The 16,909-nt window shown below is 60.5% G+C and carries 19 protein-coding genes; all 19 read left to right on the top strand.

The window, feature by feature from the left end; all coding sequences use genetic code 11:
• Positions 1-2: 2 nt before the first annotated feature.
• The 19 genes from P3T20_RS12595 (at position 3) to P3T20_RS12505 (ending at position 16,909) form a co-directional block, all read left to right on the top strand.
• On the top strand, positions 3-1,121 hold the full coding sequence (locus tag P3T20_RS12595; RefSeq protein ID WP_074264498.1) for a mandelate racemase/muconate lactonizing enzyme family protein: 1,119 nt from the start codon (positions 3-5) through the stop codon (positions 1,119-1,121).
• Positions 1,122-1,164: 43 nt separating this feature from the next.
• The gene (locus P3T20_RS12590) at positions 1,165-1,500 is read left to right on the top strand and encodes an L-rhamnose mutarotase (protein ID WP_429287002.1); all 336 of its coding nucleotides are present in this window, start codon (positions 1,165-1,167) and stop codon (positions 1,498-1,500) included.
• Positions 1,501-1,616: 116 nt separating this feature from the next.
• Positions 1,617-2,036: a DUF1801 domain-containing protein gene (locus P3T20_RS12585; protein ID WP_429287001.1), complete on the top strand. Its 420-nt coding sequence runs from the start codon at positions 1,617-1,619 to the stop codon at positions 2,034-2,036.
• Positions 2,037-2,222: 186 nt separating this feature from the next.
• A complete protein-coding gene (locus P3T20_RS12580) occupies positions 2,223-3,044 on the top strand; it encodes a transporter substrate-binding domain-containing protein (protein ID WP_074264501.1) in 822 nt (273 codons plus the stop codon).
• A 46-nt stretch (positions 3,045-3,090) separates the two neighbouring features.
• Complete coding sequence (locus P3T20_RS12575) at positions 3,091-3,753, top strand: amino acid ABC transporter permease (RefSeq protein ID WP_074264502.1); 663 nt, start codon at positions 3,091-3,093, stop codon at positions 3,751-3,753.
• 3 nt (positions 3,754-3,756) lie between these two features.
• Positions 3,757-4,413: an amino acid ABC transporter permease gene (locus tag P3T20_RS12570; RefSeq protein ID WP_429287000.1), complete on the top strand. Its 657-nt coding sequence runs from the start codon at positions 3,757-3,759 to the stop codon at positions 4,411-4,413.
• Positions 4,410-5,138, top strand: coding sequence for an amino acid ABC transporter ATP-binding protein (locus P3T20_RS12565; protein ID WP_429286999.1), 729 nt, complete (start codon positions 4,410-4,412; stop codon positions 5,136-5,138). Before P3T20_RS12570 ends, P3T20_RS12565 begins: the two co-directional genes overlap by 4 nt.
• A gap of 82 nt (positions 5,139-5,220) precedes the next feature.
• Complete coding sequence (locus P3T20_RS12560) at positions 5,221-5,982, top strand: SDR family NAD(P)-dependent oxidoreductase (RefSeq protein ID WP_074264505.1); 762 nt, start codon at positions 5,221-5,223, stop codon at positions 5,980-5,982.
• Between the two features lie 98 nt (positions 5,983-6,080).
• Entirely contained in the window at positions 6,081-6,587 is a 507-nt protein-coding gene (locus tag P3T20_RS12555) for a flavin reductase family protein (protein WP_074264506.1), read from the top strand.
• A 40-nt stretch (positions 6,588-6,627) separates the two neighbouring features.
• On the top strand, positions 6,628-7,722 hold the full coding sequence (locus P3T20_RS12550; RefSeq protein ID WP_074264507.1) for an LLM class flavin-dependent oxidoreductase: 1,095 nt from the start codon (positions 6,628-6,630) through the stop codon (positions 7,720-7,722).
• A gap of 33 nt (positions 7,723-7,755) precedes the next feature.
• Positions 7,756-8,520, top strand: a complete 765-nt coding sequence (locus tag P3T20_RS12545; protein WP_074264508.1) for an SDR family NAD(P)-dependent oxidoreductase — start codon at positions 7,756-7,758, stop codon at positions 8,518-8,520.
• 131 nt (positions 8,521-8,651) lie between these two features.
• Positions 8,652-9,374 carry a GntR family transcriptional regulator gene (locus P3T20_RS12540; protein WP_217272807.1) on the top strand — a complete coding sequence of 241 codons (723 nt, stop codon included), beginning with the start codon at positions 8,652-8,654 and terminating at the stop codon, positions 9,372-9,374.
• 189 nt (positions 9,375-9,563) lie between these two features.
• A complete protein-coding gene (locus tag P3T20_RS12535; RefSeq protein ID WP_074264509.1) occupies positions 9,564-10,781 on the top strand; it encodes an acyl-CoA dehydrogenase family protein in 1,218 nt (405 codons plus the stop codon).
• A 129-nt stretch (positions 10,782-10,910) separates the two neighbouring features.
• Positions 10,911-11,255 carry a DUF3088 domain-containing protein gene (locus P3T20_RS12530; RefSeq protein WP_074266061.1) on the top strand — a complete coding sequence of 115 codons (345 nt, stop codon included), beginning with the start codon at positions 10,911-10,913 and terminating at the stop codon, positions 11,253-11,255.
• Positions 11,256-11,376: 121 nt separating this feature from the next.
• Positions 11,377-12,726 (top strand): LLM class flavin-dependent oxidoreductase, encoded by a 1,350-nt coding sequence (locus tag P3T20_RS12525; RefSeq protein ID WP_074264510.1) that lies wholly within the window; start codon positions 11,377-11,379, stop codon positions 12,724-12,726.
• A gap of 38 nt (positions 12,727-12,764) precedes the next feature.
• Positions 12,765-14,111, top strand: a complete 1,347-nt coding sequence (locus P3T20_RS12520; protein WP_074264511.1) for an LLM class flavin-dependent oxidoreductase — start codon at positions 12,765-12,767, stop codon at positions 14,109-14,111.
• A 17-nt stretch (positions 14,112-14,128) separates the two neighbouring features.
• Positions 14,129-15,121, top strand: coding sequence for a succinylglutamate desuccinylase/aspartoacylase family protein (locus P3T20_RS12515; RefSeq protein ID WP_074264512.1), 993 nt, complete (start codon positions 14,129-14,131; stop codon positions 15,119-15,121).
• 239 nt (positions 15,122-15,360) lie between these two features.
• Positions 15,361-15,909, top strand: coding sequence for a GNAT family N-acetyltransferase (locus P3T20_RS12510; protein ID WP_074264513.1), 549 nt, complete (start codon positions 15,361-15,363; stop codon positions 15,907-15,909).
• A 58-nt stretch (positions 15,910-15,967) separates the two neighbouring features.
• On the top strand, positions 15,968-16,909 hold the full coding sequence (locus P3T20_RS12505; protein ID WP_074266062.1) for an ABC transporter substrate-binding protein: 942 nt from the start codon (positions 15,968-15,970) through the stop codon (positions 16,907-16,909).

Raw genomic sequence — 16,909 nt, 5'->3', positions numbered from 1 at the left:
CCATGACCGTTATCGAAAACGTCGAAATCCGGCAGGTCGACCTGCAGCCGAAAGTGCGGCGCACGGACGCCATCCAGTCGTTCGTCGTGCAGGAAACCATTCTGGTGACGATTCGGTGCAGCGACGGCAGTAGCGGAACCGGCTATACGTACACGATCGGCACCGGCGGCTCGTCGATCGTCGCGCTGCTGCACGATCATCTCGTGCCGCGGCTGATAGGCCGCAATCCCGCGGAGTACGAAGCAATCTGGCGCGATCTGTTCTTCCATACGCATGCAACCGCGGTGGGTGCGATCACCGGCCTCGCACTGGCCGCCGTCGATACGGCGCTTTGGGATCGCAATACGCGCGTGGCGGGCCTGCCGCTGTGGATTGCCGCCGGCGGCGCGCAACAGCGTGTGCGCACCTACACGACCGAGGGGGGCTGGCTGCATCTGTCGCAAGACGAGCTGGTTGAGCAGACGCTGCGGGCACAAGCCGAAGGGTTCCGCGGGGCGAAACTGAAAGTAGGGCGCCCGCATGTGTCGGAGGACGCCGCGCGCCTGACTGCCGTGCGCTCGGCTGTGGGCGACGGCTTCGAACTGATGGTCGATGCCAATCAGGGATTCACGCTGGCCGAAGCGCTGCGACGGGCGCACGCGTTTGAACCACTACGGCTCGCATGGCTGGAGGAGCCGATGCCCGCCGAAAGCCTCGACGCGCATCGGCGTCTGTGTGCTGCGACGACGGTGCCGGTTGCGGTTGGCGAATCGCTTTACCACCCGGCGCAGTTCGCCGAGTATGTGAAGGCGGATGCATGCTCGATCGTTCAGGCGGATGTTGCCCGCGTGGGCGGCATTACGCCGTGGCTAAAGGTTGCGCATATTGCCGAGGCGATGAACATTGAGATCTGTCCGCACTTTCTGATGGAGCTGCACGTAAGCTTGTGCGCGGCCGTACCCAATGCAAGCTGGCTCGAGTACATTCCTCAGCTGGACTCGTTGACTGGCACTTCGATCGTGGTGGAGCAGGGGTATGCCACACCGCCGGCGTCGCCAGGAATCGGTATCGACTGGGACTGGGACGCGATTCGCGCGCAACAGCGTCTGCACGTAGAGCTCGACACGCCGGTCAACGCCTGAGTACACGCGTAGCCTGCCGTTTGCCCCTGTTATGGAGTGTCGCATGCGCTTCTGTCTCGCCCTCGATCTTCGCGACGACCCGGCCGTGATGGCGGAGTACGACCGCTATCACCGGGAGGTCTGGCCCGAGGTGCTCGAACATCTTCGGGCTTCGGGTATTCATGACATGACCATCTGGCGGCGCGAGAACCGCCTGGTCATGCTAATCGACGCCGATCCCGGATTTGCGCCGGAGCAGCTGGTCATCGGGCCGGGCACGCATGCGCGAGTGAAAGAATGGGAGACGCTGATGGCGAGCTTCCAGCAGCCCTTGCCTCATGCCGAGAAAACCGCTTGGCAGCCGATGGAGAGTGTGTTTCGTCTGAGCGAACAGATCTGACCAGGCCGCCGCGACGGGTGTCGTACCAGCGTTCGCTTACAATCTTCCAGTGTAGCCGCTACATTTACGATTGTGATTGAACGGGACGACACCGGAACCGAAGGCATGGAGAGCTAATGAATCCATCGGAACGCATTGACGAACTGATCGCAGGACTGACGGATTGGCGCGGTAAGACTTTTGCCAGCGTGCGCAAGAGCATCCTTGGGGCGGACCCGGAGATCATCGAGGAATGGAAGTGGATGGGCAGCCCGGTGTGGTCGCGCGACGGAATGATCGCGGTGGCCAATGCCCACAAAGGGAAGGTGAAGGTCACCTTTGCCCACGGGGCGAATCTGGCGGATCCGGACAAGCTGTTCAACGCGGGGCTCGAAGGCAACATGAGACGGGCGATCGACTTTCTCGAGGGCGATAAGGTTAACGACCGTGCCCTGAAAGCCCTTGTACGTGCCGCGATCGAATATAACCAGACCAAACTGAAGAAGAACGCGCCTGCAAGGCCTCGGGCGAAAACGGCTGAAACTAAAAAGCCCTGAGGCGCGGCGAACCCCTGCATGGGGTTTTTGTCTGGTTGACAATTGTAGACAATCTACTTAATTTAGATGTGTCGCCTGACTGGTTGACCGTCTGGACGGGCGGTGGCGGGTCGTGCGTTTGCCTCTCAATCCCAGTGAAGTGCGCCGCGATCACTAGCGGTTTGCTTACCCAGCAAAGGATAGGACATGTCAAAAGTTAGTATGGTTGTCCGCGCGGTGGTCGCGCTTGGCCTTGCGGCGCTCATGATGCCGGGCTATGGATCGACGCTGGATTCTGTCATCCAGGCGAAGAAACTGCGCTGCGGCGTCATGCTCGACTCGCCGCCCGCGGGTTTCCGGACGCCCGATAACAAGCCCGATGGCTTCGACGTGGCGTATTGCCAGGATATGGCGAAGGCGCTCGGCGCCGAGGCCGAGATTGTCGAAACGCCGTCGCCTGACCGTATCCCGGCGCTGGTGTCGAACCGGATCGACGTGCTGATTGCGTCGACCACGAATACCGCGCAGCGCGGCATCAGCGTGGCCTTCAGCCAGCCGTACATCAATTACGTGACCGTCGTGCTGGCCCGGAAAGGCGCAGGCATCCAGTCGTATGACAGTATGAAGGGACACGCTCTGGGCGGCGTCAATGGCACCTCGACCGAGCAGTTTCTGAACAAGTCCATCGCCCAGTGGAAGAACCCGAAGACGACCTATACCGGCTTCGCCTCCGATACCGAGGCCTATCTGGCGCTCCAGCAGGGAAAGGTCGATGCGATCCTGGTCTCGGCGTCCACCGCCGACCTGCTGGTGAAGAGCGGAAAGTTTCCGACGTTCGTCGTGGGCGGAACGGCAGACCTGTCCGACATGGATTCGATCGCCGTCAAGCGTGACGACTATCAGTTTCTGCAGTGGGTGAAGCTGTTTGTCTGGAATCAGGTGGCATCGGGCCGGTACAAGGAACTGTATAACAAGTACATCGCGCCGGGCGAGCCGGCACCGCTCAATCTCAAGGGCGTCGACTACTGAACCCGCGATTGCGGCACGTCGGGACTGCGTCTGATTGGGAGTACATGTGTCTGGTTATACCTTTTACTGGTCTCTCGTGTGGGATGCATGGCCCGAACTGTTGAGCGGAGTGCGGCTGACAGTCGAGATCACGTGTCTCTCCGTCTTGTTCGGAACGCTGCTGGCCATGCCGCTGTCGGTTGCAAGACAGAATGGGCGGGGCGTCGCCGGAAAATTTTCGTCGGCATGGATCGAGGTGGCGAGAAATACACCAACGCTGTTTCAGGTGTACATGATGTACTTCGGCGTCGGCGCCCTCGGCATCAACATCTCGAGTTTCGCCTCGGTGCTGATTGCGCTGACTTTCAACAACGCGGGCTACCTCGCCGAGATCTTCCGCGGGGGCCTGGTTGCCGTTCCTCCGCAACAACTGAGAGCCGCTCGCTCACTGGGCATGAGCCAGTGGCAGGCATACCGAAAGGTGATCTTCCCGCAGGTTTTCAGCCACGTGTTTCCGGCGTTCATCAATCAGGCTGTGTGGGCACTGCTGAATTCATCCTTAGGCATGCTGATCGGTTTGAGGGAGTTGACCGGTGCGGCCAACGCGGCACAGTCAGTCTCGTTCCGGAGTTTCGAATTCTTCCTGGTGACCGCGGGTATCTACTACGTGCTTGCCAAGGCCATCGAGTTCGGCTCGAAGATCGTGTTTCGCCGTGCCTTGAGGACCTAGCGTATGCAGTTCATTCTGGCGGATCAGGGCTTTCATTGGAGCGACGCGCAGTTTCTGCTCATCGGGGCGCTCCATACCCTGCTCGTATCGGTCCTTGCGGGGGGGATCGGAACGTGCGGAGGCATCGTCCTCGGCTGGCTTCGACATGTGTCGCCGGGAATCCGTGTCGTCACCACTCCTTACGTCGATATCACGCGCAGCGTTCCGTTGCTCATTCAGCTGATTCTTGTCAACAGCGCGCTTTCGATGTCTGGCAACGCGTTCAGCACGTTCTGGTTGAGCATCATTGTCCTGAGTTCGTCCATGACCGTGGTGACCTCCGAAGTGGTGCGGGGCTCGCTCGGATCGGTGCCGTACGCATACATCCGTGCGGCTCGCTCGCTCGGCATGGGGTATTTCCAGACGCTCTTCCATATCTCCGCGCCCCTGGCACTGCGCACGGGACTGAGTGCATGGATCGGGCTTCTGCTTGGATTGACGAGAGATACGGCGCTGGTAAGCGTCGTCGGATACGTCGAGTTTATGAAGTCGGCGCAGATACTCATCTCGCGTACCAATGAAACCTTGCCGCTGCTACTTGGGGTCGGGCTGTTCTATTTCGTGATCTGCTATCCCGTGTCGCGTTACAGCGCTCATTTGCAAAGAGGCATCGCATCATGATCGAAATCCGTTCGGTCCATAAGAAGTTCGGCGAGGTCGAGATCCTGAAAGGGATCGATCTGGACGTGAAAAAAGGCGAGTTGCTGTGCCTGTTGGGCGCCAGTGGCTCGGGCAAGTCGACCTTGCTTCAGTGCATCAATGGGCTGGAGCCGATTCAGGGGGGATCGATCACGGTCGACGGTATCAATGTTCATGCGAAGGACACCAACCTGAATCGCCTGCGACAGAAGCTTGGAATTGTCTTTCAGCAGTACAACGCGTTTCCGCACCTGACTGCACTGGAGAACGTCATGCTTGCGCTGCGGCTGGTCGCCAAACGCAGCCGTAGCGACGCCCGCGCGATCGCGAAGAAGCATCTGGAGCACGTGGGTCTCGGCGACAAGGCGGATCTGTTGCCAACGCGGCTGTCGGGCGGTCAGCAGCAACGTATGGCAATTGCCCGCGCACTGGCCATGGAACCGGCGTACATGCTGTTCGATGAGGTGACGTCGGCACTGGATCCAGAACTGGTTGGCGAAGTGCTCGACACGATGCGTCTGCTGAAATCCGAAGGCATGACCATGGTCGTCGTGACTCACGACATTTCGTTTGCGCGCCAGTCTGGCGACCGCGTCGCCTTTCTCCATTCGGGACAGGTCTGCGAGGTTGGGACGGTGGCGGAAGTGCTCGGCAGTCCTCGCGATGAGAGAACCCAGCGGTTTTTGCAGCGCGATTCGAGAGCGTGACGACCGTCGAAAGGTAATCAATCAGAAGTACGAAGGGCGTGCATTCGCCCGGCAACATCCATTTGCACAACCAAGGAGCGCCATGATTTCGTTTGACCTTAAAAATCGCGCGGCACTGGTCACCGGCGCCGCGTCGGGCATAGGCCTGGAAACGGCGAGGCTGCTCGCACGCTCCGGTGCCGCCGTGGCTATCAACTTTCTACCGAACGATCCGCGTGGTCCGGAGGCCGTGAAAAGCATTCAGGCAAGCGGCGGCACGGCGTTTGCGGCGCCGGGCGACGTAGGCAACCCGGGTAGCGCGGAAGAGATGGTCCGAACGGCCATCGAACAATTGGGACGTCTCGATCTTCTCGTGAATAACGCCGGCGTACCGGGCGTGAGCAAACCGATTCCGATCGCCGATCTCGACTCTGTCACCGAGGATCTCTGGACGGTCATCATGAATACCAACCTCATGAGCGTGTTTCGCTGCTCGAAGTTCGCTGCCAAGGCTTTGGCCGAAGCGAAAGGTGCGATCGTCAACACGGCTTCGATTGCCGGGTTCGGCTCGGTGAGCAGCAGCATCTGTTACAGCGCGTCCAAGGCGGCGGTGATCAATCTGACCAAAAACCTCTCCCGTTCGCTTGCGCCCAATGTTCGGGTGAATGCCGTTGCGCCGGGCGTAGTGGAAAGTTCGTGGGGGATCGGCTGGACTGAGGAACACAGGAAGGAATCGATCGAAAAGACGCCGCTCAAGCGCTGGGCAACCACGGCGGACGTCGCCGAAACGATTGCCTACCTGGGCTTCGGCGCACGGATGATGACGGGTCAAACGGTCATTATCGACGGCGGAATTTCCCTCTAACTTCGCGATCGGGCCCCGCAACAAGGCCCGGAATCACGTTGACGGATTGTAGATAATCTGCAATATTTAAGACAACCGACCCACTGTGGAGAGATGTCATGAGTACCGGCGAGCTTAACGATGGATTCCGTCAATGCATGCGCAGACTGGCTGCCAGCGTCAGCGTGATCAGTTGCGCTCGCGACGGTGGGTGGTTCGGTATGGCGGCCACGGCCGTTACCTCGCTCTCACTGGAGCCCTGCTCGATGGTGGTGTGCCTGAATACGTCGTCGTCGGTGATCGGACCGCTGATGGCCGAAGGGCGCTTCTATGTGAACGTCCTCAAACGCTCGCATGCGGATGTGTCGAGTGCGTTTGGGGGAAAGCTCAAGGGTTCGGAGCGTTTTGGCGCGGGCCATTGGGAAGGCGACACTCTGGGTATCCCCTACCTCACCGACGCGCAGGCCAATCTGCTCTGCAGCGTCGGAGAGACCATCAGATATGGGACCCATGTGGTCGTGATCGGCAAGGTCGAAGAGGTCCGGTTTGCCGAAGAGGTCAGTCCCCTCATTTACCAGGACGGGACCTACGTCACTACGGCGGCGCTCGCAGCCGCAGCAGCATGAACGGTAGCGGTTTTGATTGGAACGTAATCTGGAGAGTTGGATGAAATTCGGAATTTTCAGCCTCATGACCCTGCGTGATCATCCGCAAGGGGCCGCTGGTGTGATGAGCGATACGAAAACGATGGTGCAGGCCGCGGAACATCTGGGCTTCGACACGGCATGGTTCGCGGAGCATCACTTCTGCAACTATTCGATGTGTGCGTCGCCGCTGATGATGGCGTCCTACGCCGCGGGCTGGACCAAACGCATCAAGCTCGGTACGGGGGTGATCGTATTGCCGCTCTACAACCCTGTGCGGGTTGCCCAGGAGATCGCGCTGCTCGACATCCAGTCGGAAGGGCGCGCGGTAATCGGAGTCGGTACGGGCTATCAGCAGTTCGAATTCGAGCGTTTTCGCTTGCCTATCGAGGAAAAAGTGGAGATGTTCCTGGAGTACTGGAACGTCGTCGAGAGCGCGCTGCTCAATGGCGAGGTCGAATTCGAAGGTAAATACATCACGGTGCCCAGGTCGACCTTTGCCGTGCGGACTCTGCAGAGCCCGATACCGCCGGTGTATGTCACGAGCAGCCAGATTCCGCTGCTGGAGCGAATCCGCAACAGCAACGCCACGCCGTTTCTTGCCGCCAGTACGCTCGGTTCGCCGGTGCTGTACAAGATGGTCGATCAGCTCGATCAGAACTGGCGGGTGGTCGGTGTCGATCCGAAGACGAAGCCGTTGGCCATCATGCAGTACGTGCATGTCACGGACAGCCGCGCGGAAGCGCTCGAGGCCGGCGAGCGTGCACGCTATGTGGGTCGCATGGCCAACCACCTTCGTTTTAACGATCTCCCGATGGATGGCAGCTTCATCAGCGACGAGCCATTCGATGGGGAGCAGACGATTGAACAGTATGCGGCGAACACAGTCGTTGGCACTCCAGAACAGGTGGCCGAGCGGATCGTCCAGGATCTGCGCCGCCTGAATCCGACGCACTACGCCTGCAATTTCCAGTTTGGGTGCATGCCGCTCGAACGGGCCCGTCGTTCGTTGGAACGGTTTGTTTCTGAGGTTTTACCGCTGGTCGAAAAGGAATTGGGTCCGATCGAGCGGATCGGCCAGGAGCGGCTTGAAGGGCAGGTGCTCGTCAAGGCCTGATCCTGGCGTGTTGCTTGAACAGGAGGGTTTCCAATGAAATTCGCGCAATATCCCAGTCTTGTAGATCGCCATGTGCTGGTGACAGGCGGCGGTGGAGGCATCGGTGCCTCGCACGTCGAGCAGTTCTGGCGCCAGGGCGCACGGGTTGTGTTTATCGAACGTGATGAAGCGGCGGCACGCTGGCTGCTCGACAAGCTGGACGCGCCTGAAAACAGGAAACCGGTGTTTTTGCACGTCGATCTTTGCGATATAGCCGCAGTGCAGAGCGCGATCGCCGGTCATTGCGCACAGCATGGCGATATCGAGGTGCTGGTCAACAACGCCGCGCACGATGAGCGGCACGACCTGGAAAGCGTCTCGGTCGAATATTTCGACGAACGCATCGCGCTGAATCTGCGGCACCTGTTCTTTTGCGCGCAGTCGGTCGTGCCCGGCATGGTCCGCTCCGGCGGCGGGTCGATCGTCAATGTCGGCTCCTTCAGCTGGCGCGTAGGACTTGGCGGGATGCCGATCTACATTGCGGCCAAAGCGGCTATCGAAGGTTTGACGCGCGGCCTCGCACGGGATCTCGGTCTGCGCGGAATCCGCGTGAATACGCTCGTGCCCGGCTGGGTGATGACGAAGCGGCAACTCGAACTATGGGTCACAGACGAAGGCAAGGCCGAAATCCAACGGCGTCAGTGCCTCAAGGATCTGGTCATGCCGGACGATATCGCGCGGATGGCGCTTTGGCTCGCCTCCGACGACAGCCGCATGTGCAGCGCCCAGAGCTTTGTGGTGGATGGCGGCTGGAGTTGATACGGCCGCCGGTGTCGGATCTGATTTTTGGCGTCCCACGTGGCGCCTGAAGGCGTTGAATCTCGCTATCTGCGCTGTTGCCGAACTGCCGTACAATGTCGATTATCGACATTTTTTAAAGGCATCTCGCGGTGGTTCTGAAAACAAAGGCACAGGTGGGCGGCCTCGCTCCGAAAGTGGCGCTCGATAGCGTCGAGTATGCCGCGATGCAGATCAGGGACGCGATCGTCTCGGGGCGTTTTGCGCCAGGCACCCGGCTGATTGAAAGCCGGTTGACAGACCAGCTAAACGTTTCGCGGCACCCGGTGCGGGAGGCGCTGAAGCGTCTTAGCCGGGAGGGCTTCGTCGAAGTACGGCCCAACCGTGGTGCAATCGTCGCCGAGATCAATCCGGAAAACATTCTCGAGGTGTATGCAATCCGCTCGGCGTTAGGGACGATTGCACTGCGCGCGCTGGCATCGAAACCTGAACTGCTCACGGGCAGCGTCATCCGCGATCTCGAGCGGCTCACGCGCAACGCATTGCGCTTTGCCAAGGAGCCGGACCAGAACGCCTCGATCAACAATCACCTTGAGTTTCAGGACGCTATTGTCAAGGCGAGCCAGTTGGAGAAGACCGCGCGCTATTTCGAGGAGTTGACGGCCGAGGTGGTGCGCTTCAACAATCTGTTGAGCATGACCTATACAGATCGCGAGAAGGACGCGCTCGAGAGGATCGAGGCGCTCGCAAAGGCAATCAAGGACAAGGATTTCGTTTTGGCTGAGCAGATCTGGCAACACTCGTTCACGTTAGCGGCCGAGCGGTTCATTGAACGCATGGGCGACGATCACGCCAAAGCGCCGAACGCGAGCTGACGGCACCTGCAACGCCCTCCAATCCATACTCACGCATATCCATAGCTCAAATCTGTGGTTCTGCGCTGCGCATCACATTCCTATACTGACCCGTTGCTTCGGCAAACTGAATCCGCGGCTCGATCGTTTCGATCGCCGCCTTGCAGCCGGACACGCCCGGTCCGTGCGTTTTCAAAAAGGAATGAAGGCATGCAGGTCTCCAACGACACCGCCGCACAGTCGCGGCTCCAGGCGGCTTTATCCGCGTTGCCGGCTTTGGCTGAAGCGATCGGCGAAGACGCCGCGCAGCGCGAAACCAGGCGTGAGTTGCCGTTTGACGCATTCGCGCTGTTTCGCGAGTCGGGGCTGGGTGTCTTGCGTCTTCCGCTGGAGTGGGGCGGTTTAGGCGGGACGCTGGAAGACCTGTTTCATGTCGTCACCACTCTGGCTGCGCATGAGTCCAATGTGGCGCACGCCTTGCGGATTCATTACGACCTGACCGAGTCGCTGGTGCTCTCGCCGCGCTCCACGTTCAACGATATTCAGATCGAACGCCTGCAGAAGGGTGCGATCTTTGGCGGAGCATCTACTGAACTCGGAACCGCACGTCCTGGCGAAATCACCACCAGACTGGTACGCGACGGCGGACATTATCGCGTGTCGGGTCGCAAATACTATTCGACGGGAACCGCGTTTTCCGACTATGCGCGCATCAACGTGCAGGATGAGAATGACGAGACCATGCAGATCGTGATTCCGGTGACACGTGAAGGTCTGCAGGTTCTCGATGACTGGGACGGCATGGGCCAGCGCATGACGGCAAGCGGCGGTCTCGTGCTCGACAATGTGCGCGTCTATACGCATGAAATCGCTGCACGTGGGAGCACCACGCTGGCAGGACGGCACGGCGGCGCGTTGCGGCAGTTGCATCTGGTGGCAGTGGCTGCCGGGATTGTGCGCAACATCGTGGCCGATGCGCGACGCTACGTGACGCAGTTCGGCCGGCCCGTGTTGCATAGCCCTGCGCCCTCGGCGCGCGAGGATGGTTTCGTGCAACAGGTGATCGGCGACCTCGCAGCGCATAGTCTGTCAATCGACGCCCTGGTGCAGCAAAATGCGCGCACGCTGGACCGCTCGGCGAACGCGATCCGCAAAGGCGTGAGCAATGCCGAAGAACTGGTGCTCGAAGGTGCGCTCGCCACGGCCAAGACCCAACTGGTCGTGAGCAAACTCGCGCTCTATACAGGCGAACGTCTGTTCGAAGTCGGCGGAGCGTCGGCCACGGCGCGCTCGCATAACTTCGACCGTCACTGGCGCAACCTGCGCACGATTTTCAGTCACAACCCACTGCTGCACAAGGCGCGCGTGATCGGCGATTACGAACTGAACGGCGTGACCACACATCTGACCGAGGGACGGGTGTTCTAGCTGCTTGCGAATCGGTTTTGATTTCCTTAAGTTGCTGGCCGCATATCCTTGTGCAGATTTATTCGTGGCGTGATGCCGTTCGAGGGTTGAGAATCGTTCGACTCATCCCCTATGGATCCGCCGCACATCATGAGCCGAGACCTTCTCTTACTCCTCGAACCGGGCTTTACCGATCCGAAGCATCCTGGCGAGCGCTTCATTTGCCCCCATGGCGCGCCCATCGAAGGGCTTCTTGCAAGCGACCCATCGAAGAGCGCCAGCCTCGACATCCAGCGTTTGCCGTTTGCGCGTCCACGCGAGGTGGCGATCCAGGCGCTCGATGCGGATCATCAGGGCCTGCCCGTGCTGATCCTCGGCGACGAGGCGCCGGTGCCCGACGACGCGCAGACGCTAGGCAGCAAGCGTTTCGTCACCGACACCAACCGCATTCTTGCGCTGCTCGCCGAACGTCACGGCTTCCCGAAGGTCCATTGACGCTGTCTGGCGGGCCCTCCACCGGTCCGCGCAGTCGAGCCGGTTGCGGGGCTGCGTTACACGCCGCTTGCACTTGCGCTCGCGAGGCGAGCGAAGACGATCCCGCTACGGAGACTTTCTCATGAGCCACGCTGCCGGCCGGCGCGCGCCGCGCCAGTTGCATCTGAACATCAATATCCTGCACTCCGGTTTCGTCCCGTCAGCGTGGCGAATCGCGGAGGCGGATCCGCACGCGTTCATCGATGTCGGTCATTACGTCCGCGTCGCGCAGATTGCCGAGGCAGCGAAATTCGATGCCGTGTTCCTCGCCGATAACGCGTCGATTGCCGATCAGATTAACTTTCGTCCGATCACCGCGCTCGAACCGACGGTGCTGCTGGCGAGCATCGCGGCTGCTACTTCGCGCATCGGTGTGATCGGAACGGCATCGACCAGCTACAACGAGCCGTATAACATTGCGCGGCGTTTCGCGACGCTCGATCACGTCAGCGCAGGGCGCGCCGGCTGGAACGTCGTCACGACAGCCGACCTGGCCTCGGCGCGCAATTTCGGCCGCGAGGCGGTGCCCGACCACACCGAGCGCTACGCGCGCGCGGCCGAGTTCACCGAGGTGGTCAAGGCGCTCTGGGATAGCTGGGAAGACGACGCGTTCATCGGCGATAAAACCAGTGGACATTTCGTCGATACCGGCAAGGTTCATCCCGTCGCCCACCGCGGAAAATATTTCGATGTGCAGGGGCCGTTGAACCTGCCGCGCTCGCCGCAGGGGCATCCGGTACTCGTGCAGGCCGGAGCATCGCCAGATGGCCGCGACCTCGCGGCACGCCATGCTGAAGCAGTATTCTCTGCCTCACAGTCGTTTGAAGAGTCGCTCGCCTATGGCCGCGAGCTAAAGGCCCGCGCAGCAAGCTATGGGCGCAATGCAGTGAAGGTGTTGGCAGGCCTGACGACCATTATCGGCGCCACGGAAAGCGAAGCCTTGCGGCGACGCGACGAACTGGTCGATCTGATTCCCTGGAGCTACAGTGTGACGCGCCTCGCCGGCACACTAGGCATTCCCGCGGACAAACTCAAGCTCGACGAGCAACTACCCGACAATCTCACGCTACCGGGTGGCGGCAATGGTAACCATACCTTCTTTCACGCAACCATCGCGCAGGCCCGGCGGCATGGCTATACGGTGCGAGAGCTGATCCGTTCGCTTGCGGGCGGCGGTGGGCATCGCGTGATCGTCGGGACTCCCGAGCAGATCGCCGATGACATCGAGCATTGGTTCAACGCCGGCGCCGCCGATGGCTTTAACCTGATGCCCGACGTTCTGCCGGGCGGCCTGCAGGATTTTGCCGATGGCGTCGTGCCGCTCCTGCAACAGCGCGGCATTTTTCGCACCGACTATGAAGGCCGCACGCTGCGCGAGCACCTCGGGCTCGCGCGCCCCGATAACGGACGTGTCTGGCAAAAGAGCGCCTAGGGCCGCCCGTCGATTCCTCATTTTCTCCGTCCATCACCATGACCCAACGCACTGGCCAATTGCGCCTCGGCGCTTTTCTCTATCCCTCAGGACACCATATCGCAGCATGGCGTCATCCCGAAGCGCAGGCCGATGCTGGCGTCAATTTCAGGCACTACGTGAAGCTGGCCCAGGCGGCGGAAGCGGCAAAATTCGATCTGGTGTTTCTCGCGGATGGTGTCGGTACGCGTGGCGACAATGTGGAGTTTCTCAGCCGCACGGCGCACAGCTACGTCGCGCAGTTCGAACCGATTACGTTGCTATCCGCGCTGGCGGCCGTCACGGAACATGTGGGTCTGGTTGCAACGGCCTCCACCAGCTTCAACGAGCCGTACCACATCGCCCGCAAATTCGCGTCGCTCGATCACATCAGCGGCGGGCGCGCGGGATGGAACCTGGTCACTTCGTCCAATGAGCATGAGGCAAAGAACTTCAACCGCGACAAGCATTTCGATCACGCGGAGCGCTACGAGCGCGCAATCGAATTTGCCGAGGTAGTAGGGGGTCTGTGGGACAGTTGGGAGGACGATGCATTCCTGCGCGACAAGGATCAAGGGCGCTTCTTCGATCCGGAACGGCGACACGTCCTTGATCACAAGGGGCGCTTCTTCCAGGTCAGGGGCCCGCTGAATGTAGCCCGTTCGCCGCAGGGGCATCCGGTCGTCGTGCAGGCTGGATCGTCGGAGGCGGGGCGCGACCTTGCGGCCCGCACGGCCGAGGTTATCTTCACAGCGCAGCAGACGCTCGAGGACGCCATCGATTTCTATTCGGACGTCAAAGGGCGCCTCGCACAATATGGCCGGCACCCGGACGACCTGAAAATCATGCCTGGCGTGTTTCCCATCGTGGGCCGCAGCGAAAGCGAGGCGCGGGAGAAATTCGAGCAGTTGCAGGCGCTGATTGATCCAAAGGTGGGTCTTGCACTAGTGTCAGGGCTGACGGGCGGTTTTGATCTATCGGGCTATCCGCTCGACGGTCCGATCCCCGAATTGCCCGAGACGAACGCGAGCAAGAGCCGTCAGTTGTTGACGCTTGAGTTGGCGAGGCGCGAGAATCTGACGATCCGGCAGTTGTATCTGCGGGTAGCGGGTGCCCGAGGGCACTGGCAACTCGTCGGTACGCCAGCGCAGATTGTCGATCAACTCGAGGATCGCTTCGTGAAAGGCGGTGCCGACGGTTACAACGTCATGCCGCCGGTCCTGCCGGCCGGGCTGGACGATTTTGTCGAACTCGTGATCCCCGAACTCAGACGACGCGGCCTGTTCCGCAGCGAATACGAGGGCCGCACGTTGCGCGATAATCTGGGACTTCGACGACCGGTCAACCGCCATGCGCGAGCCGCGTGAGGCAACGAGGGAACCCGATGAGCACCATCCACAATGAAGTCGATCTCGATGCCGATGGACGTCATGTCGGTTATCTGCGCCTGCCTTATTCGGTGCATCGCTCCGCGTACGGATGGGTGCCGATTCCGATCGCGTCGGTGCGCAACGGCGATGGCCCCGTCGTGCTGCTCATGGGTGGCAACCACGGCGACGAATACGAAGGACAGGTACTCGTTTCCAGCCTGATTCGCGAGATCGAGCCTCAGTGGGTGCGCGGTCAACTGATTTTCCTGCCGATGGCGAATTTTCCGGCCGCTGCGGCGGGTCTCAGGACTTCGCCGCTCGATGGCGGCAATCTGAACCGCAGTTTTCCAGGTGATGCCCAAGGTTCGCCAACGGCGGCGATCGCCGATTACATCGAGCACACGCTGCTAGCGCGCTCGCAATATCTGATCGACGTGCATTCGGGCGGCAGTTCGCTGCTCTACGACGGCGCCAATATGCTGGCCATCGAGCCGCGCGATCCTGAGGAAGAGGAGCGGCTCAAAGCGTTGCTCGCCGCTTTCGGCTTACCGCGAGCGTTTTTGCATCGGCCGAATCCCGTCCATGCAGCGACCGCAGCGCGCCGCCAGGGCGCCATCTCCATTCTCACTGAACTCGGAGGCGGCGGTACCGTGCAGGCCAGGCTGCTGCGCGATGCGCGGCAAGGCCTGCTGAGTCTGCTGGGTTTCATCGGACTGCTGAGCGGCCCGCTCGTGCCCGACGGGCCACCCGCACAAACACGCTTCTTTACTGTGTCCGGCTCACGTCATTACGTGTATGCCTACGATCGCGGCGTGTACGAGCCGCTCGTCGAACTCGGCGACCAGGTCGTGACCGGCCAGCCCGCGGCACGCATTCATTTCCCGGATACGCCGCTGCGTGAGCCGGTCACGACGTTCTTCGCGGCAGCGGGCGAGGTTGTCTGCAAGCGCGTGCCGGCCGCAGTCGAGCGTGGCGACTGTCTATTCCATCTCGCCGAACCCGTTTGAAAGCAATCCGAAATAAATAGTCCGCCAATATTGCGGCAATTCTAACGCTTTATTCTCGATCGAATAATCCGTTAATGCAGCGCGAATTATATATATGGACTCCCTGGAATAACCATACGTAAATTGTTTGGTTCGATCCTCAATAGCAGCCTGTTATCTTCTTTTTAATTCGACGGACATCAAGGTCGGACGGAAAAAAGATTCAACAAAAAAGGGGAAACACGATTCCCCTGTCTGCTATGACATACGAAATCATCGATACCACATTGCTGGATCCCGTTGCGCAGCCTTTGCTGGATGCGTTGAATGTCGAGTACACCACCCGCTATAGCGAGTTTCGGGCCGCCGGGTCTGCCACGGTGAGCGAAGAGCTCGCACGCTATCCGGCCGAACTGTTCGTGCCGCCCGAAGGGGCGTTCATTGTGATCCTGCGCAACGGAGAGACGGTCGGCGGCGGTGCTTTCAAGCGCTATGACGCGACGACTGCGGAACTCAAGCGCATCTGGACCCATGCGAGTCAGCGGCGTCAGGGTCTCGCGCGCCGCGTCGTTCAGGAGCTCGAAACGCGGGCGATACGCCAGGGTTATCGCCGGGTGTATCTGACTACCGGTTTCCGGCAGCCGGAGGCTGCTGGACTCTATACCAATACCGGCTACGAAGCCCTGTTCGATCGTTCGATCGCACCGGAGATCCATTTTCGTCTTCCGTTCGGCAAGGATTTGCTGGAGCCGGGCCGCACCGATTCGCTACGCGATCTGATCCACCCTGGGCCGCTCGGCCGCCGGTAGGAAAGTACGCGTATTGCCCGTCGATCAGATCGTCTATTTCAACAAGGCATATCAAGTGATGAAGCAAAGTCGGAAAGTCTTATTGGCAGTGGCCGGAACGTTCTTCGCTTTGGCACTGGGCGTGGCCGGTGCGGCGTGGGCCGCGAGCACGTTCAATCTGAGCCCGGATCAGCACGATCGTGTCCGGGCCACGCCTGATGCGGCGGCGATCAAGGCCGTGCCGCCTTCGTTTCAGTTCGCCTCCAAGGACGAACTGGTGATCGGTATGGCAGTCGCGTGGCCGCCGCTTGGCGCGTACGCCACGGACGAAAAGACGGTGGTCGGATTCGACCCGGACCTCGCGCAACTGGTGGCTGACGGCCTCGGCCGCAAGCTGAAAATCGTGGTGCTTGCCTGGGAAGACTGGCCGCTTGCCTTGCAGTCGGGCAAGGTCGATGCAGTTTTATCGAACGTGACCGTGACCGAAGAGCGCAAGGAGAAATTCGACTTCTCGACCTATCGTCGCGATGTGCTCGGGTTCTACGTAGCGGATTCGAGCCCGATCAAGGTGATCCGTGAACCGAAGGACGTCGCAGGACTGCGTGTCATTACCGATTCTGGAACGAACCAGGAAAAGATCCTGCTCGCGTGGGACAAGGAAAATGTCGCGCATGGTCTGAAGCCGGTTCAGGTTCAGTATTACGACGACATCGCCGTGCGCGATGTGGCGCTGCGCTCGGGACGTGCCGATGTGATTCTGAGCGTTAACTCGGCGCTCGCCTACGAGGCCGCGCAGAAGGGCGGCATACGGGCGGTGGGTACTATCAGCGGCGGCTGGCCGATCCTGGCCGATGTCGCGATTACCACCCGCAAGGGTAGCGGTCTCGCTGCGCCGCTCACGCTGCTGCTGAACGACCTCATTAGCAGCGGGAAATACACTCAGGCTCTCGACCGCTGGAGTCTGGGCTCCGAAGCGATCGACAAGGCCCGGACAAATCCGCCAGGTCTGCCGAAAAGCTAG

Source organism: Paraburkholderia sp. GAS206C, assembly GCF_050435645.1.
GTDB classification, from domain to species: Bacteria; Pseudomonadota; Gammaproteobacteria; order Burkholderiales; family Burkholderiaceae; genus Paraburkholderia; species Paraburkholderia phenazinium_B.
The sequence above is the reverse complement of the archived record's forward strand: the minus strand, read 5'-3'. Positions and strand labels throughout refer to the sequence as shown.

Excerpts from the sequence above, each read along its gene's own strand:
- P3T20_RS12555 (WP_074264506.1), top strand. The coding sequence starts at position 6,081 with ATGAGTACCGGCGAGCTTAACGATGGATTCCGTCAATGCATGCGCAGA.
- P3T20_RS12525 (WP_074264510.1), top strand. The coding sequence starts at position 11,377 with ATGAGCCACGCTGCCGGCCGGCGCGCGCCGCGCCAGTTGCATCTGAAC.
- P3T20_RS12545 (WP_074264508.1), top strand. The coding sequence starts at position 7,756 with ATGAAATTCGCGCAATATCCCAGTCTTGTAGATCGCCATGTGCTGGTG.
- P3T20_RS12510 (WP_074264513.1), top strand. The coding sequence starts at position 15,361 with ATGACATACGAAATCATCGATACCACATTGCTGGATCCCGTTGCGCAG.
- P3T20_RS12520 (WP_074264511.1), top strand. The coding sequence starts at position 12,765 with ATGACCCAACGCACTGGCCAATTGCGCCTCGGCGCTTTTCTCTATCCC.
- P3T20_RS12530 (WP_074266061.1), top strand. The coding sequence starts at position 10,911 with ATGAGCCGAGACCTTCTCTTACTCCTCGAACCGGGCTTTACCGATCCG.
- P3T20_RS12585 (WP_429287001.1), top strand. The coding sequence starts at position 1,617 with ATGAATCCATCGGAACGCATTGACGAACTGATCGCAGGACTGACGGAT.
- P3T20_RS12595 (WP_074264498.1), top strand. The coding sequence starts at position 3 with ATGACCGTTATCGAAAACGTCGAAATCCGGCAGGTCGACCTGCAGCCG.
- P3T20_RS12505 (WP_074266062.1), top strand. The coding sequence starts at position 15,968 with ATGAAGCAAAGTCGGAAAGTCTTATTGGCAGTGGCCGGAACGTTCTTC.
- P3T20_RS12535 (WP_074264509.1), top strand. The coding sequence starts at position 9,564 with ATGCAGGTCTCCAACGACACCGCCGCACAGTCGCGGCTCCAGGCGGCT.
- P3T20_RS12590 (WP_429287002.1), top strand. The coding sequence starts at position 1,165 with ATGCGCTTCTGTCTCGCCCTCGATCTTCGCGACGACCCGGCCGTGATG.
- P3T20_RS12580 (WP_074264501.1), top strand. The coding sequence starts at position 2,223 with ATGTCAAAAGTTAGTATGGTTGTCCGCGCGGTGGTCGCGCTTGGCCTT.
- P3T20_RS12570 (WP_429287000.1), top strand. The coding sequence starts at position 3,757 with ATGCAGTTCATTCTGGCGGATCAGGGCTTTCATTGGAGCGACGCGCAG.
- P3T20_RS12560 (WP_074264505.1), top strand. The coding sequence starts at position 5,221 with ATGATTTCGTTTGACCTTAAAAATCGCGCGGCACTGGTCACCGGCGCC.
- P3T20_RS12515 (WP_074264512.1), top strand. The coding sequence starts at position 14,129 with ATGAGCACCATCCACAATGAAGTCGATCTCGATGCCGATGGACGTCAT.
- P3T20_RS12565 (WP_429286999.1), top strand. The coding sequence starts at position 4,410 with ATGATCGAAATCCGTTCGGTCCATAAGAAGTTCGGCGAGGTCGAGATC.
- P3T20_RS12550 (WP_074264507.1), top strand. The coding sequence starts at position 6,628 with ATGAAATTCGGAATTTTCAGCCTCATGACCCTGCGTGATCATCCGCAA.